Below are 15,749 nucleotides of genomic sequence, written 5' to 3'. Positions count from 1 at the left end.
TAGGGATAGGAAAAAGCATGATAAAATGATAAGATATTCATTTAGTGAATAACGAATGATTATATTTTATGGAGGTTTTCCAAATGAACATAGATAATAATGATATTTTAATCCGGCTGCGTTATGCGCTCGATTTGAAAAATACGGAAATGGTGGAGATTTTTAAGCTTGGGGGCATTGAGCTCAGCAAAGAGGAAGTGCTGAAAGTGTTAACCAAATCCCCGGATGAAATGGAAGAAGACGTCCTTGATGATGAACATCATATTCATTGTGACGATGAAATGTACGAGTCCTTTTTGAACGGTTTCATCACCTTCAAGAGAGGGAAGCAGGAACCCAGACCCGGCCAGCCTGCAACACCGGAAATCACGTATGAGCACGGTAATAACCTGCTGCTGAAGAAGGTGAAAATCGCCCTTCAATTAACAAGTGAAGATGTGATCGACATACTCGCTGAAACCGGAGTGATGATCACCAAAGGCGAACTTGGTGCGATGCTAAGGCGGGAAGGCCATAAAAATTACCGGATCTGTGGCGATCGTTATGCCAGGAACTTCTTAAAAGGCTTGACCTTTAGATACAGAGGTTAAAGCGATGCTCCATACCCACAAAGGTGAAATGCTTCATTTTACCATTTCATATAAAAATCGCACTTCAATCGGCATTTACCTTGACAGTTATGGACAAGTAGAAGTCAAGGCTCCTAAGGGCGCAGATGAAGGAGCGCTTCTCAGGTTCCTGGAAGAGCATTGGGAAACGATCCTTCATAAATCAAAGGAAAAGAAGGAAAGGTTGAATGGCCCTGAGCAAAAGACATATGATCACGGAGAAACTTTCCTTTATCTGGGCCAGTCATTCCCGATCAACATCACGCAAGATAGCAACGCGGGGCAGGATTCTGTCACATTCACAGAGAATGCACTTTACATCGTTGTGAAGGAGTTTGAGGATGCACGCATTCAACAGGCTCTAAAACGTTTCTATTATAAGAAATGCAAAGCGCTTGTGGAAGAGAGCATCTCGATTCACCAGGCTCACTTCAAGAAGAAACCCCGATCCATCAAGATTTCAGACAGTCGTACAACATGGGGTACATGTGACGGACGCAGACAGCTGACCTTTAACTGGAAACTTGCCATGGCACCGCAGGAAGTCATCGATTACGTAGTCGTTCATGAAATGTGCCATATGGTGCACCTCAATCATGACAGATCTTTCTGGAGGCTCGTCGGGAAAATCATGCCCGATTACAAGGAGAAGGAACAGTGGCTTTCTTACACAAGCTGGAAGATGACAGTATAGAGGGAGGGAAACCGATGACAATTGTTACATTTTTACTCATTGCGTGGATGTTGAGTTGGTTCAAATTTGAACGTCTTTTCATACAGGCATTCAAAGAGTTGTTTCATAAAGAAGTGACAGTGGCCAGCTATTACTTTATCTTTTTTTGTATCGGTACCCTGGGGGACATCACATTGTTTTTCAATGGAACATTTTACGATCAATTATGATATGAAGGCATTTATTACCTGAAATAAACCGGGCATTCCTTTATAATGGAAATAAATCTATTTAAAGTGAGGATGATCGCTTTGGATTCAATACTTTCAAATAAGGATAGAGCGGTGACGTTTTTACAAATGGTCGCAAAAGGGAATGTAAAGGATGCTTATCATCAGTTTGCATCCTCGGATTTCCTGCATCACAATCCATTTTTCAAAGGTGATGCAGCCTCATTGATGAACGCTATGGAGGCAAATGCAGAGCAGAATCCTGACAAAAGATTTGAAGTAAAACGGACGATCGCAGAAGGAGAGCAAGTGGTCGTTCATTCACATGTGAAACAAAACCCGGAAGACCCGGGCGCAGTCGTTGTACATATTTTCCGTTTCCAGGATGGGCTGATCGCAGAATTATGGGACGTAGGGCAATTGATTCCGGAAGATTCCCCTAATGAAAATGGTGTATTTTGATTGCGAATATGGGCATATCAACGTAAAAAAGGGATGAAGACTGTAGTCTTCATCCCTTTTGTTATTGAAAGCAGAGCATATTTATGGTAAATTAGAAAAGATATGCAATGGTTATTTATCATAAAACATATTAACTCAACTATAATTATATAACATAACCCTCTTGCCCGTCAACCCTTACTTTTTTTAAAAAGGAGTGCTTGAATGAACCCCGATATCCTGATAGAGCAGAAAAGAGTCGATCACGTCATTAATATCATCTCCAGTCAAATTGCACATGTGGAAAAGGAAACAGGAAAGCGGCATGAGGAGGTGACCGACATCCGCAGACACTTTTGGGATGAGGTCAAGGTGAATACAGACACCTTCGACGATTTTCTGGAGACCGTACTCAGCTTGAGGCAGCAGGCACAAGTTTTGACTGTGAGCCAAAGTACGCACAAGCAGGCGAAAAACCGGCTGTCCTCTTTGACAAGGATGAAAGAAAAGCCTTACTTCGGCCGGATTGACCTGATTGAAGAAGGGAATGAAGAGGCTGAGCCCATTTATATCGGTCTATCGACTTTAACTGACGAAACCGGGGACGATTTCCTCGTCTATGATTGGCGTGCACCAATCGCCGGCGTTTATTATGATTATCCCCCCGGACCCGCTGAATATCATACACCTGGAGGCGTCATCAAGGGGCTTTTAGAAAAGAAATGGCAGTACCTCATCGAGGACGGACACCTTCAATCCATGTTTGATACGAGCTTGACGATTGGGGATGAAATCCTGCAGAAAGCACTCGGCAAGAGGACCGACACCTACATGAGAAGTATTGTTGCCACCATTCAGCAAAAACAAAATCAGATCATCAGGCATGACAATGGAAAGCTTCTGATCGTCCAAGGAGCTGCAGGAAGCGGAAAAACATCTGCTGCGATGCAGCGGATTGCTTATTTATTGTACAAATACCGCGGTTATCTGAAACCGGATCAGGTTATCCTTTTCTCTCCGAACGCGATGTTCAATCATTATGTTTCGAATGTTCTCCCTGAACTGGGTGAAGAGAACATGGAACAGGTCACTTTCCAGGAATATTTAGATCATCGGCTGAGCGGGGAATTCGAAATAGAAGGGCCGTACGAACAATTGGAGTATGTATTGACTTCCTCCGAACAACCATTTTATGACGCCCGGAAAGCAAGCATTACATTCAAAGCATCAATTGATTTCTTTCAGATGATTTACCGCTACAGGAAATCGCTGGAGACAGAAGGGATGATTTTTAAAGGTATCAAGTTCAAGGGGATTCCTATTGTAACAGGGGAACAGATCAGGGAAAGGTTTTATGGAGAAGATCAGCACCTCCGTTTACACAACAGGCTCGAGAAATTGAAGGAGTGGATTCAATCCAAACTTGATATCACCGAGAAAGAGGAACGGGGGAAGGCCTGGGTTGAAGAAGAAATCGAACTGCTGAGCAAAGAGGACTATCATAAAGCAGAGAAGCATCTGGCAAAGAAGGACCCATCCTTTGATTATGCAGATGAGTTTGACACGTTATCCCGATGTGTCGTCCGGAAACGATTCAAGCGGATCCGTAAGTGGGTCAACGGTTATTCATTCGTCGATGTGAAGAAGATCTATCAACAGCTTTACAAGGATACAAGTGTATCAACAGAGAAATTGAACATCCCGAAGAACTGGACCGCTATCTGTCATTTGACGTTGGGATCCCTGGAGGAAGGGAAACTTCTCTATGAAGATGCAACACCCTACTTATTATTAAAAGAGTTGTTATTGGGTTTCCAGTCGAACACCTACATCAAGCATGTACTGATTGATGAAGCCCAGGATTATTCTTCGTTCCAATTTGAATTTATCAAAAGACTGTTTCCTGCTGCAAAACTGACGGTTCTTGGTGACTTCAATCAGGCGATATTCGCCCATGCCCAGCACCATGTAGATTTCAATACATTGAGCACCTTATATGGAGCGGATGAAACGATCGCTGTAAAACTCGACCAGAGCTACCGTTCGACGAGGCCGATCATCGACTTCACCCGGGAACTTGTGCCGGACGGTGAACAGATCATCCCATTTGAACGGCAGGGCAAAAAGCCTGTATTGACTTCTGCTTCATCAAAAGAAGAATTGCACCGGCACATTGTCCGAAAAGTGGAAGAGTGGAAGAAAGAACAGTATCACTCGATTGCCATACTCTGTAAATCTGCCGCTGAAAGTGAGGAAGCATTTGCAGCCTTGGGAGAGATTCCTCACCTGAAGCTGATAGAAAGAGGGGCTCTCCAGTATGAACAGGGAGCGGTCGTCATTCCCGCCTACCTGGCCAAAGGAATCGAATTCGATGCGGTGATCATTTACAATGCATCGATGGACATTTATAAAGATCATAGTCTGCAAAGGTTATTCTATACCGCCTGCACGAGAGCCATGCATGAACTCCAACTATACAGTGTAGGCAAAGAGACACCGTTTCTTGAAGGAGTATCAGCAAACCTTTTTATCCGGGAGGAAATGGAGTGAAACTTCAACCCGGGTTCGCACAAAAGCCTGCTAATTGATAGGATAGGCAAGCGTCCATATTTCGTGAAACGGCCGGTTTGCCATATGGCAAACCGGCCGCATTCTTTCAAAAGAAACTTGTATTCTTCTGCTTATTTTGAAATAATTGGTAGAGTTTATAAATTCATATTTTAACAGACCCTCAAGAGGAAGCTTTACCCATGCAGCCCAGAAGGCTATTATTTATTCACTACATATTGAAAGAAGTGACGCACATGCCACAAGCTTCATTGAAACCATCCGCAAATCCCACGATTTATGGGATTCTAATCGCAATCAGTTCAGGGCATTTCATCAATGACACCTTGCAGGCCGTTGTACCCGCCATGTTTCCGATCATCGAAGAGTCGCTTCAGTTGAGTTATACCCAAATCGGCTGGATCGCATTTGCCCTCAACATGACGTCTTCCTTGCTGCAGCCGGTATTCGGGTTTTATGCAGATATCCGTTCAAGGCCATTTTTGCTTCCGCTCGGGATGGCTTCGAGCCTTGCCGGACTGATCGGATTTGCCTTGTCAGGGCATTTTATCTGGATCATTCTTTCCGTTTTATTGATCGGCTTTGGGTCAGCGATCTTTCACCCTGAGGGATCAAGGGTTGCTTATATGGCAGCAGGGAGAAGACGGGGACTGGCTCAATCGATTTACCAGGTGGGCGGCAACACCGGTCAATCACTTGCGCCGTTGATTACCGCCTTTGTCTTTGTCCCGTATGGCCAAAAGGGTGCACTATGGTTCTCGATTCTGGCGGTTATCGGCATCATAGTGTTATTCAGCGTTTCCCGATGGTATGCTGAACGGATCCAATCAAGAGAGACCTTACCCACTAGGTCTAAAGGAGAAAAAACGCCTATAAATCCAAAAATCAAATGGGCAATGGTTTTCGTTGTATTCCTTGTATTTGCAAGAAGCTGGTACGGGGCCGGTTTATCGAATTACTACCAGTTTTATTTAATCGATGATTACGGACTGTCCATTAAACAAGCACAGCCGTACATATTCACGTTCATGTTTGCCGGGGTACTCGGCACTTTCCTTGGAGGTCCGTTGGCAGACCGGTTTGGGAAAAGAAATATTATTTTCTTCTCCATGCTCGGAGCGGCACCGTTCACCCTCGCTTTACCGTATTTATCTTTACCTCTTGTCTATCCGGTGATTTTCACCATCGGACTCATATTATCATCAAGCTTCAGTGTAATTGTCGTATATGCACAAGAGCTTTTACCGAAAAAAATCGGAATGGTATCCGGACTCACAGTCGGACTCGCTTTCGGAATGGGGGCAGTCGGTGCGGTCATCTTCGGGGGATTGGCAGACGTGTATACGATCCGTTTTGTCATGGTTCTTTGCAGCTTCCTACCACTTTTCGGTATGTTGACATTCTTCCTGCCGACAGATGATGCTGTGCGGGGGTTTCATAAAGAGTGACGTAGAAAAGGATGTATGCAAGTGCTTCGCCGTTTCGTCTGTCAAAACAAATGACAAACCGTTAGATAGGCAACCTAACTTGGGGAGAAATAAGGATAGACAAAGAAACTTATGTTCTATTAAAGAGCAGGTTAATCGAATAGGAAATCACACATTCATTATACAAATTTTAGTAATTTTATGATTGCTAAATTAATTGGAGGGGATATTATTGCACGAACTTTCTGGACACGAGCTAAATCCCGAACTTCACGATATGAAGAAATTGGACATTGTAGTAATACAGGCGGTATTAGATGAGTTACAAAAAGAAAATAACAATAAAAGATAAATTAAAATCGCCACACCAAACTCCTTTATAATCGCTGAGAGAATAAACACAGAGGAACCTGATATCAATAATATTCCTTTATTAGACAAAGCGATTCTAAAGTCTGAGGATACTACCTTCAAGTTGATGCAAGAAGGAAGAGTTGCCAACTTGCACGCTATGATTGTGTTGAACAATGTTAAGATAATTCCATTTTCTAATCCTGATATTCAAATGGAAAGTGAAAGTTTCGCCATTTATACCGACCATATTATGGGGATAACTTTGACGGATTAGATTATTGGCTTTAATTGAAGATCGTTAAACCGGTATCAATTTAATTTACCAGACAAAAAAGAGACTGGAACAAAAGATTGCCTACCAATAAAAAATCCGAACGAATGATTTGTCAAAAATCTACTTCGTTCGGATCTTTTGTTATATCCCTCATACATATATACATATATTTAGCAGGGTCCAGCTGTTGATTGGAGTGCAAGGCGAAGACTCCTTCGGGAAAAGCGGGGTAGGTGAGAACCCGCAGGAGCGTCAGCGACGAGGAGGCTCACCGCCGCCCGAGGAAAGCGAAGCCTTGCACGGAAATCAACAGCGGTTGATCATAATGAATTGAATTTTATAGAAATTCGTGCTTTGAGTAAGAGGACATAGATATGTCCCGAACCCTTTTTACTTTTTGCTGACGGTTTGGTAGGCGATATGAATGTCTTTAAGACCACCTCAAAAGCTGAACATTATATTCTTTCACAGGTCATCCAATTATCATTCACTTAAGCCTTCACGTAAACGCCAAGTATATGATAAACAACACACTCAGAACATACATAATCGGATGAACGTCTTTCCACTTTTTCAGTGAAATCATTGCAAATGGATACAAGATAAACCCAAAAGCTATTCCCGTCGCGACACTGAAAGTCAACGGCATCATGATGATCGTGACAAAGGACGGTATGACAATTTCGAGCGCATTCCAATTAATATGTCTCACTTCACTGGCCATCAATGCCCCGACAATGATGAGGGCAGGGGCCGTCACCTCAGGCGTGATGACAGACAAAATAGGTGAAAAGAACAGGGCAATCGAGAAGCACAGGGCGATGATGACAGACGTGAACCCGGTTCTCCCGCCTACGGCAACGCCTGCCGACGATTCTACAAAGGAAGCTGTTGTAGAAGTACCGAATATGGCTCCGGCAACACCTGAAGCAGAGTCTGCAAGCAGCGCTCTCCCTGCATTTGGTATTTGATTATCCTTCAAAATCCCTGCCTGACTTGCCACTGCAATCAATGCCCCTGCAGTATCAAAGAAGGCGACGAATAGAAACGTAAAGATGACGGCGAGAATGTCCATCGAAAAAATGTCCCCCAGATGAGCGAATACGACTCCAAAAGTGGGATCTAGACTTGGAACCTTGCCAATAATGGTTTCAGGAACAGAGATTTCTCCTACAGTCATCCCGATCACTGTGGTGACGACCATCCCATAGAAAATTCCGCCTTTTATGCCTTTAACGAGCATCATCAAGGTGATGATGAATCCGAAAACAGCAAGGAGTGTAGAAGGCGAAGAGAGATGTCCGATCGAGACGAATGTCTCTGGATTGCTCACGACAAGTCCTGCATTTTTGAAGCCGATAAAGGCTACGAAAAAACCGATCCCGCCGGCAATGGCATATTTCAGATCCTGGGGGATGACATTGATGATCTTCTCACGGATCTTCATTACACTCAGGATCATAAAGATAACACCTGCGACGAAAACACCGGTCAAAGCGACTTCCCATTCAACCCCCATCCCGATGCATACCGAGAAAGTGAAGAAAGAGTTCAGACCCATGCTCGGCGCAATGCCGATCGGGAAATTGGCGAGGATCCCAATCAACAGTGATCCAACAATCGCAGACAGGGCGGTCGCGGTGAACAGCGCACCTTTATCCATACCAGCCTGACTGAGGATGATTGGATTCACGACGAGAATATAAGCCATCGACAGGAACGTCGTGATCCCGGCCAATGTCTCTTTTCTATAATTTGTTCCTCTTTCAGCAAATTGAAAAAATGTTTTCATGCATATCCCTCCAGGAAGAAAATAAAAAAAGACTCTGGTGCAGAATCACACCAGAGTCATATACACAAAATAAAATAGTCTCCCATTTCATCTTGTAGACAAGCCATTTAGGGTAGCTGGTAGAAACGTCCAGGCCATATTCCTGAACTTATACAAGGTATCTGTTTTTTGCTATAATTGAATTAGAAGCATCATATCAAGTCGCCGACAAGTGGTCAATGGCACGAAAAAAAGTCCATGAATTCTTTATTTTCTAAATTGGTGATTTATTATCAATATCCCGAAACACACTATACATAGGCAAAGAAAAAAGCTATATTAAGTGAATACACTTGAATAGAGAAACTTCATCTATTACGTTGATTGATATAGGAGGAAATTGAATCATGTCTTCATTAAAGCCAGGTACAGTAGTGGATTTATTCGTCGATCAAGAAATGCCCTACGGCTTCTTTCTTACGAATGATGTTGATCGTGTACTATTGCACCATTCTGAAATAACAGAAGAAATCCAGGAAGGAGATACTGTAAAGGTATTCCTTTATCACGATAAGGAAGTCCGTCTGACTTCGACTATGCGGATCCCTAAGATTCAGGTAGGGGCATACGGTTGGGCAGAAGTGGTGGATAAGCGAGAGGATCTCGGTGTATTCGTCAACATCGGACTGCCAAAAGATATACTCGTTTCAGCTGACGATCTGCCGAAATTCACCGAGCTGTGGCCGAATCCCGGCGATCAGCTGTTCTTGACATTGAACCGGGACAAGCAGGATCGTCTGTACGGGAAGCTTGCTACAGAGAATATCATTGAACAGGTTGCCAGACGCGCTTCCACTGACATGATGAACGGGAAGGTGCAGGGGAGAGTGTACCGTCTATTAAGAGTCGGAACGTTCTTCTTATCCGAGCAGGGGTATCGCTGCTTCGTTCATATGAACGAACGTAGAGCAGAACCGAGACTTGGGGAACTTGTAGAGGGAAGAGTCATCGATGTGAAAGATGACGGGAACCTGAACGTATCATTCCTTCCGTTAAAACAAGAAAAAATGCAGGATGATGCAGAGGTGATCCTCGAGTATCTTGCACAGCGGAACGGGGCGATTCCTTTCTGGGATAAGAGCCAGCCGGAGGAAATCAAAGACCGCTTCAATATGAGTAAAGCATCGTTCAAGCGGGCACTTGGTAAACTGATGAAAGAAGGTCAGGTTTATCAGGAAGAAGGCTGGACGTATATAAAGAAATAATGAGTAAAAGAGTGCCGGACAAGAAGTCGGCACTCTTTTTTATTTATCCTTTTTCCACCGTACGTCCCTCACTGGGTTCTCCAAACATTTCATACCGCTTATAAGGCCTGATTGGTAAAGAAGTGCCGATCAGTGCGATGATCGCGCACCCGATGAGGATGGTAGAATACCCCTTCCATGCCACAATGGTTAAAAGGCCGAAGACGATCAGGTCGAGGACCGAGTCCACAATGGATAGAAGTGAAATGGTAGTCGCCCTGATGCCTGATGGAATCAGATCATTGCTTAATTGTGAATAGATGGGATATCGAATCGCTTTAACAAGACGAATAAGGAAAAATGAGCCGAGAACGATCCAAAGCGATGAGCCGAAAAGTGCCGATAACAGAAGCCCCAGCACCGTCAGCAAACCCGATACATTCATCAACGCCACCCGCCCGAAACGGGACGTCAGCAGTGAGATAGAATTCGAAGCTATATAACCGAAGACAGCAGATACAGCGTAAAATGCTCCGATCAAATATACCGGTACACCTGCATCCTTCATCAACGGTTGATCGAAGTACTGATACACCGCCCCGGCAGGGATGAAAACCAGCGTGACGTTCAAAAACATGATCAGCAGCTGCGGTGCTTTCCGGATCACCGAGATTCCGCTCTTCAACTGGGAAAATGGGTTTTCCTTCGTGTACGAGTCACGAGCGGGCTGCCGGATCTTTAAGATCAGGATGAGCTCTATCACATGAAAGCCAAGCCCGAGCATGATAAGAAAGTTAAATTGACTGTCTGCCAAGTCCTTTGCCAAGTAAGATCCGAATAGAACCGCGATCAGCATGGAGACAAATGATGCAGACTGAATTCTTCCCATGGCGTGATCCATTGTATTCTCTTCATTTGATTCTTTAAGAGAATCATAGATTAATGCCTCATCAGCCCCTGAAAAGAAGGTTACACTAAATCCGTTGATAAAGCTGTACAGGAAAAACATCCATGGTTCATACGCGAATAATAAAAGGGAGATGCTGATGAATTTCAAGCATGAACCGAGAAAGAAAGAATGTCTCGCCCCGAACCTGTCAGCTATGATACCTGTCGGGAGTTCCCCAAGTAACACAGCACCGCTCCAAAACATGAGCACGATTAAAATATCTGAGGATGTCAACCCTCTCTCAAAGTAAAACAAAGTCAACACCGGTTGTAGAAAACTGATTGAACCAAAAAAAGAAATCCAAAATAGCATCCTGATATTATGGGATGCGAGTGTTTGAGTCTTCAATATATTCTCCTGCTTCCTTCATGAAATCCGATACGGAAGAAGGAGCGTCCTTTATTTAATGGTCAATGGTCACTCCTTCTTGGTTGAATAAAGCATATGTAAATATATTTTTAGCATGATTTTTCCTCCTATGGTTTGATTCATTAAGTGTAGCATAAGGGGTGAGGTGTACACGCTGGATTTCTTCGACAAATTCCAACAACAGGAAGAAGCGAACCGAGCAAATCAAGGGATTAACGGCATATATTGTGGAGGACTTCCTCGGTTCTTCTTCTTAAAATGTTCTAAATGATCAAAAATATACAAAAATCTTTCATTTAGAAACATGGTGGCTTTCTGAATGAATAGTGGCTTCCGCGGACTCATGCGTATCCATCAATTTCAAAATCCTTAGTCGGTTAAAACGCTGAATGAAAATGATGGGAAGATTGAATAGGATGCCATAAAGCAGCATGCACCAGGACAGTGTTCCGGTATTGAATATAAAGAACAACGGGGCAGGCAGCATTTGGAGCCAGTGGGATAATTCCGCCCGGTTGATTTCACAGAGGAACTCGTTCCTGCCACGGTGTGAAAAAAGACAAATCTCATCCTTCCTGCCGACAGACTGAAACAATCCACCTGCATCGGGTATATATGCTTTCCACTTCTTTATGTGAACAAACCGGTAAAATCCTTCTTCAACTTCCCACCTCCCGTGAAGAAAGATGGAAGTGAGTGATGCGAGATGTTGTCGATGGATTCTTGAAGTCAGATAAGATACACCAAGATGAATCGTGATCCATGCCACGATATTGAAGGTAAGGTTCATTTCATTCTTTCATCCTTTCCCCGGTCGAGGAACACATACCGATCCTTCCACTGGGTCGATTTCAATATGAAGGTATTCAGAAATGAATAGGAAAAGGTGACAATAAAAAACAGAAGGTGAACAGGGAATATGAGTGAATCAAAAATCGTGAAATCACCTATCTTCCTCAACTGGAAATAAAGAGTAAGGACAATCAGAGCGTATTGCATCATATACAGGGACGGATTTGTGGAGATCATTCCAATAGATTGAAAAAGAAAGGATGTGAGGAATGAGATCCATATAGACACGACGAATAAGAGAAATATATTCGTCGATTTCGCACCGGATGCGAAACTTTTTGACCAGCCCCGAAAAAGCTCCCCTAAACCATGTGAATACATTCTCATGGAAATGGCATCTTTTCCGCTGACTGCATCAGTCATTTCACCAAGTGTTTTCGCATGCTGACTCAATGAGAAATGCTCGACCATTTCTCCTTTAACGGCTTCGTGTCCACCAATCTTCTCGTACACTGCTCGGGAACAAAGGAAACACTGCCCGAAACCGCCTGAAGGCTTCATCCATCGTCCGAAGAGGTGGGTGATATTCGTAGATGCAAATACAACGAGGTGAAAGATCATGGAAAGACTTTCAGACCCGGTTTGCATTTTATGATAGGGATGAATGCTTAAGACGCCTTGACATTGATTTCTTTTATACGTTTCGGCGATTCGGAGAAGCCCTGCTCGCTCAAACCACGTGTCACTGTCGACAAACATCAGCCATTCACCATTGGCTTGCCTGGCTCCATTCCAGCAAGCCCACGATTTCCCGTTCCAGCCGTGGGGGAGCGGGGGATTATCCAATACGGTCACGCCGTATGTTTCGGCGATTTGTTTTGTTCGATCACTTGAACCGTCATTGACGACGATCACTTCACTCGGTTGTATAAATTGGGATTGAATACTTGAGAGCAAACGGCCGATGGTGTTTTCTTCATTTCTGGCAGGAATGATGATGGAGCATTTTTTGACAAGATAACCATTCCTGACATGGATGGATCTTTTTACAAGTGGAATTCTGCTAAAGAGAAGCCACGTAAGAGCGATAACGGCAAATCCGATATACATACTTGTCACCTTCTGTTTTTTTATCGCCATTGTATCCATCCTGCACGCTCTGCATACATCTGTGCAAACATACGTATGAAAAAGACAAAGTTGGGCACACTGGAGAGCTGAAAAGTACTGGGGAATCTTGCTCCCAAGGAGGAATTGATCATGAAAAAGAAGTGTATCATCGTTGGAGGCGGTTTAGGCGGGATGTCTACAGCCATTCGCCTCGCTTCTGAAGGCTATGATGTGACCATTGTGGAAAAAGGCGAAAGACTTGGCGGAAAGCTCAATAAGCGGGAAGGAAAAGGATTCTCCTTTGATACAGGTCCTTCGATCCTCACCATGCCTTGGGTACTTGAAAAGGTATTTGCCCATGCAAATAGGGATCTGTATGACTACCTGGATATCATCAGGGTGGAACCGGGCTGGAGGACGTTCTTTGAAGATGGAAAGAGGATGGATGTATCAAGTGATTTACCCACCATGCTGGAGGAATTAAAGAAAACATCAGGCGAAGATGCAGACCATTTCTTCAACTATTTAAGCTATTGTTCGAAAATGTATGAATTGACAATGAAAAGTTTTTATAAAAAGAGCCTCAACGGCTTACAAGATCTCCGTGCCATGCATCCTGTGAAAGAGTTGCTTCAGATGGATCCGATGAAATCTCTCGATGCTGCAAACCGCAAGTTTTTTAAAGATAAGCACGTCAGGCAGCTTTTCAATTTCCTGATCATGTATGTCGGATCCTCACCCTATCACGCACCAGCAGTCATGTCCCAGCTTGCTCACGTTCAATTGGGACTCGGTGTTCATTATGTCAAAGGAGGGATGTACAAGATTGCAGAAGCGATGGCTAAAGTGCTTGAGGAACTAGGTGTCGAGGTCAGGCTGCAGTGCGAAGTAGAAGATATCCTTACATCAGGTTCCAGGGCAACCGGCATCAAAACCAAGATTGGGGAAGAACTGAAGGCCGATATCGTCGTGTCGAATCTGGAAGCGATCCCTTGCTATAAATCCCTGCTTGCAGATTATCATGAGTCAGAGAAGGAAGTACAGGACCTGAACAAATACGCTCCGACTGTATCCGGTCTCGTCCTTTTGCTCGGTGTAGACCGGAAATATGATCATCTTGCACACCATAATTTCTTCTTCAGCAATGATTCGAAGAAAGAATTCAGGCAAATGTTTGACGAGCAGGTGTTAGCCGATGATCCGACAGTCTATATCGGTATTTCATCCAAGTCCGACCCAACACAGGCACCGGAAGGGAAAGAGAACCTGTTCGTGCTGACCCATGTCCCGCCATTGAAGGACGGGGAAGACTGGACGGTCTATCAGGAAGAATACCGTCATACCATTCTGGAAAAGCTTGAACGCATGGGCGTGACGAATTTACGAAATCACATAGAATACGAAATGACCTTCACGCCAAACGACATCCAAAACTTATATGGATCAAACGGCGGGTCGATTTATGGTACGGTAACGGACCGTAAGCTAAACGGGGGCTTCAAAATACCAAACAAAAGCAGAGTTCTCTCTAATATGTATTTCGTCGGAGGGTCAACCCACCCAGGCGGGGGTGTACCGATGGTTTCCCTTTCCGGTCAACTGACGGCAGAACTGATCCTCGAGGAACAGCTCAAGCTGAACCGCTATATAGGATAAAAAAGAGGTGAAGAAGCCATGCGCTCCTTCACCTCTCTTTTTCTGCAGGAAGGTCAACCATATCCGAGTTATTCGCCTCGGCATCATCTTCCTCCGGGTACGGATCAAAGAAATTCACGACCCTGCCCGGACCATCAAACCCTATGACTTGTTCGGTATCAGCATCTTTCCTGTTTCTTTTCTTCATAAAAAAACCCCCTTTCCTTTCCATTAGTTTGGAGGGAAAGAGGGTGTTTCATTCAATGCTGTTTTACCAGTGGTTCTGAATGAATTCATCACGCCCGGATTTGGCACGGTCTTCTTTATATTCATCAGGATTTTTTTTATAAAATTTTTGATGATACTCTTCCGCCGGATAAAATTGAGAGGCGGGAAGGATACCTGTTACGATCGGTTTCTTGAATTTTCCGCTTTCTGCAAGCTCATTTTTCGTTTTTTCAGCCAATTGTTTCTGTTCCTCATTATGATAAAAGACCGCTGTCCGGTACTGATCTCCCCGATCATGGAACTGACCATCTGGATCGGTTGGGTCAATCTGCGGCCAGTACAGCTCTAACAGCCTCTCATAAGGGAAAAGGGACGGGTCAAATGTGATTTGGACGGCTTCGTAATGGCCGGTATCCCCTTGTTTAATCTCTTTATAGGTCGGGTTCTCGAGATGCCCGCCGGTATACCCGGAAACAACGTCGATGATGCCCGGTAATTCATCAAATGGTTTGACCATGCACCAAAAACAGCCACCGGCAAAGGTAGCCAATTCCTTCTTTACGTTCATGCTGAATCCTCCAATATCAAATATGCTTCTTTAAAGCATTAAAGTGTAAGCTTGAAACAGATTTTATCACGAATAAAATGTGGCGACAACATTTTTCACTCCGACGGTCAGATGGATGACCCGATGGCAGTTCTTCACACAGGATCGTGCATTTAGGACGACAAAAAATGTAAGCGCTGCTACAACTTTCAACAAATTTTGAAAATAGGATTCACTAACCCCGGGAATTTGTGTATAATTCTGATGAACGGAACAATTGTATACGATATGAGATTAGGTGAAGCGAAAGTACACTTACTTTTTAGCTTCTTAATAGGGAAGTTGGTGAAATTCCAACGCGGTCCCGCCACTGTAAATGGTAGTAAGCTGCACAATGATGGCCACTGTACAAATCTGTATGGGAAGGCGCAGCGAACAATGACCATGAGCCAGGAGACCTGCCTGATGTCTTTCGCACCAGATTCTACGCGGATAGAAAGGTGTAATGTGCCGGTTATTTATGTAACCA

14 protein-coding genes and 2 riboswitches are annotated in these 15,749 nt (G+C 44.0%); of the genes, 8 read left to right on the top strand and 6 right to left on the bottom strand.

What is annotated here, in order from left to right; all coding sequences use genetic code 11:
• Window positions 1-89 precede the first annotated feature (89 nt).
• From KH172YL63_RS10385 to KH172YL63_RS10360, 6 genes are all read left to right on the top strand, one after another.
• Window positions 90-590 (top strand): YehS family protein, encoded by a 501-nt coding sequence (locus tag KH172YL63_RS10385; RefSeq protein WP_173108131.1) that lies wholly within the window; start codon window positions 90-92, stop codon window positions 588-590.
• 4 nt (window positions 591-594) lie between these two features.
• Complete coding sequence (locus tag KH172YL63_RS10380) at window positions 595-1,302, top strand: M48 family metallopeptidase (protein ID WP_173106029.1); 708 nt, start codon at window positions 595-597, stop codon at window positions 1,300-1,302.
• Between the two features lie 14 nt (window positions 1,303-1,316).
• Complete coding sequence (locus KH172YL63_RS10375; protein WP_173106028.1) at window positions 1,317-1,511, top strand: hypothetical protein; 195 nt, start codon at window positions 1,317-1,319, stop codon at window positions 1,509-1,511.
• 81 nt (window positions 1,512-1,592) lie between these two features.
• Complete coding sequence (locus KH172YL63_RS10370) at window positions 1,593-1,973, top strand: nuclear transport factor 2 family protein (protein ID WP_269475213.1); 381 nt, start codon at window positions 1,593-1,595, stop codon at window positions 1,971-1,973.
• Window positions 1,974-2,177: 204 nt separating this feature from the next.
• Complete coding sequence (gene helD / locus KH172YL63_RS10365; RefSeq protein WP_173106027.1) at window positions 2,178-4,502, top strand: RNA polymerase recycling motor HelD; 2,325 nt, start codon at window positions 2,178-2,180, stop codon at window positions 4,500-4,502.
• Window positions 4,503-4,756: 254 nt separating this feature from the next.
• Window positions 4,757-5,968, top strand: coding sequence for an MFS transporter (locus KH172YL63_RS10360; RefSeq protein WP_173108129.1), 1,212 nt, complete (start codon window positions 4,757-4,759; stop codon window positions 5,966-5,968).
• A 1,106-nt stretch (window positions 5,969-7,074) separates the two neighbouring features.
• On the opposite strand, the gene KH172YL63_RS10355 is transcribed toward KH172YL63_RS10360, so the two are convergent.
• Window positions 7,075-8,367, bottom strand: coding sequence for an NCS2 family permease (locus tag KH172YL63_RS10355; protein WP_173106026.1), 1,293 nt, complete (start codon window positions 8,365-8,367; stop codon window positions 7,075-7,077).
• Window positions 8,368-8,442: 75 nt separating this feature from the next.
• Window positions 8,443-8,543: riboswitch (purine riboswitch) on the bottom strand.
• A 210-nt stretch (window positions 8,544-8,753) separates the two neighbouring features.
• Here KH172YL63_RS10355 and KH172YL63_RS10350 point away from each other — a divergent pair.
• On the top strand, window positions 8,754-9,611 hold the full coding sequence (locus KH172YL63_RS10350; protein ID WP_173106025.1) for a CvfB family protein: 858 nt from the start codon (window positions 8,754-8,756) through the stop codon (window positions 9,609-9,611).
• Window positions 9,612-9,654: 43 nt separating this feature from the next.
• On the opposite strand, the gene KH172YL63_RS10345 is transcribed toward KH172YL63_RS10350, so the two are convergent.
• The 3 genes from KH172YL63_RS10345 to KH172YL63_RS10335 all read right to left on the bottom strand — a co-directional run bounded on the left by KH172YL63_RS10345 (window position 9,655) and on the right by KH172YL63_RS10335 (window position 12,840).
• Window positions 9,655-10,887: an MFS transporter gene (locus KH172YL63_RS10345; RefSeq protein ID WP_173106024.1), complete on the bottom strand. Its 1,233-nt coding sequence runs from the start codon at window positions 10,885-10,887 to the stop codon at window positions 9,655-9,657.
• A 313-nt stretch (window positions 10,888-11,200) separates the two neighbouring features.
• The gene (locus KH172YL63_RS10340) at window positions 11,201-11,698 is read right to left on the bottom strand and encodes a glycosyl-4,4'-diaponeurosporenoate acyltransferase CrtO family protein (RefSeq protein ID WP_173106023.1); all 498 of its coding nucleotides are present in this window, start codon (window positions 11,696-11,698) and stop codon (window positions 11,201-11,203) included.
• The gene (locus tag KH172YL63_RS10335; protein ID WP_173106022.1) at window positions 11,695-12,840 is read right to left on the bottom strand and encodes a glycosyltransferase family 2 protein; all 1,146 of its coding nucleotides are present in this window, start codon (window positions 12,838-12,840) and stop codon (window positions 11,695-11,697) included. Before KH172YL63_RS10335 ends, KH172YL63_RS10340 begins: the two co-directional genes overlap by 4 nt.
• Window positions 12,841-12,960: 120 nt before the next feature.
• Here KH172YL63_RS10335 and KH172YL63_RS10330 point away from each other — a divergent pair, with 120 nt between their 5' ends.
• Window positions 12,961-14,466, top strand: a complete 1,506-nt coding sequence (locus KH172YL63_RS10330) for a phytoene desaturase family protein (RefSeq protein WP_173106021.1) — start codon at window positions 12,961-12,963, stop codon at window positions 14,464-14,466.
• Between the two features lie 28 nt (window positions 14,467-14,494).
• Here the strand turns inward: KH172YL63_RS10330 and KH172YL63_RS10325 are convergent, their stop codons facing one another.
• Window positions 14,495-14,653 (bottom strand): hypothetical protein, encoded by a 159-nt coding sequence (locus tag KH172YL63_RS10325; protein ID WP_173106020.1) that lies wholly within the window; start codon window positions 14,651-14,653, stop codon window positions 14,495-14,497.
• 63 nt (window positions 14,654-14,716) lie between these two features.
• A complete protein-coding gene (gene msrA / locus KH172YL63_RS10320) occupies window positions 14,717-15,241 on the bottom strand; it encodes a peptide-methionine (S)-S-oxide reductase MsrA (RefSeq protein WP_173106019.1) in 525 nt (174 codons plus the stop codon).
• A 258-nt stretch (window positions 15,242-15,499) separates the two neighbouring features.
• Window positions 15,500-15,700, top strand: a riboswitch (cobalamin riboswitch).
• The last annotated feature ends 49 nt before the right edge of the window (window positions 15,701-15,749 follow it).

This window comes from Bacillus sp. KH172YL63 (assembly GCF_011398925.1).
Taxonomy (GTDB): Bacteria; Bacillota; Bacilli; order Bacillales; family Bacillaceae_B; genus Rossellomorea.
The sequence above is the reverse complement of the archived record's forward strand: the minus strand, read 5'-3'. Positions and strand labels throughout refer to the sequence as shown.

Coding starts and splice junctions, on each gene's coding strand:
- KH172YL63_RS10380 (WP_173106029.1), top strand. CDS start 595: ATGCTCCATACCCACAAAGGTGAAATGCTTCATTTTACCATTTCATAT.
- KH172YL63_RS10375 (WP_173106028.1), top strand. CDS start 1,317: ATGACAATTGTTACATTTTTACTCATTGCGTGGATGTTGAGTTGGTTC.
- helD (WP_173106027.1), top strand. CDS start 2,178: ATGAACCCCGATATCCTGATAGAGCAGAAAAGAGTCGATCACGTCATT.
- KH172YL63_RS10360 (WP_173108129.1), top strand. CDS start 4,757: ATGCCACAAGCTTCATTGAAACCATCCGCAAATCCCACGATTTATGGG.
- KH172YL63_RS10355 (WP_173106026.1), bottom strand. CDS start 8,367: ATGAAAACATTTTTTCAATTTGCTGAAAGAGGAACAAATTATAGAAAA.
- KH172YL63_RS10350 (WP_173106025.1), top strand. CDS start 8,754: ATGTCTTCATTAAAGCCAGGTACAGTAGTGGATTTATTCGTCGATCAA.
- KH172YL63_RS10340 (WP_173106023.1), bottom strand. CDS start 11,698: ATGAACCTTACCTTCAATATCGTGGCATGGATCACGATTCATCTTGGT.
- KH172YL63_RS10335 (WP_173106022.1), bottom strand. CDS start 12,840: ATGGCGATAAAAAAACAGAAGGTGACAAGTATGTATATCGGATTTGCC.
- KH172YL63_RS10330 (WP_173106021.1), top strand. CDS start 12,961: ATGAAAAAGAAGTGTATCATCGTTGGAGGCGGTTTAGGCGGGATGTCT.
- KH172YL63_RS10325 (WP_173106020.1), bottom strand. CDS start 14,653: ATGAAGAAAAGAAACAGGAAAGATGCTGATACCGAACAAGTCATAGGG.
- msrA (WP_173106019.1), bottom strand. CDS start 15,241: ATGAACGTAAAGAAGGAATTGGCTACCTTTGCCGGTGGCTGTTTTTGG.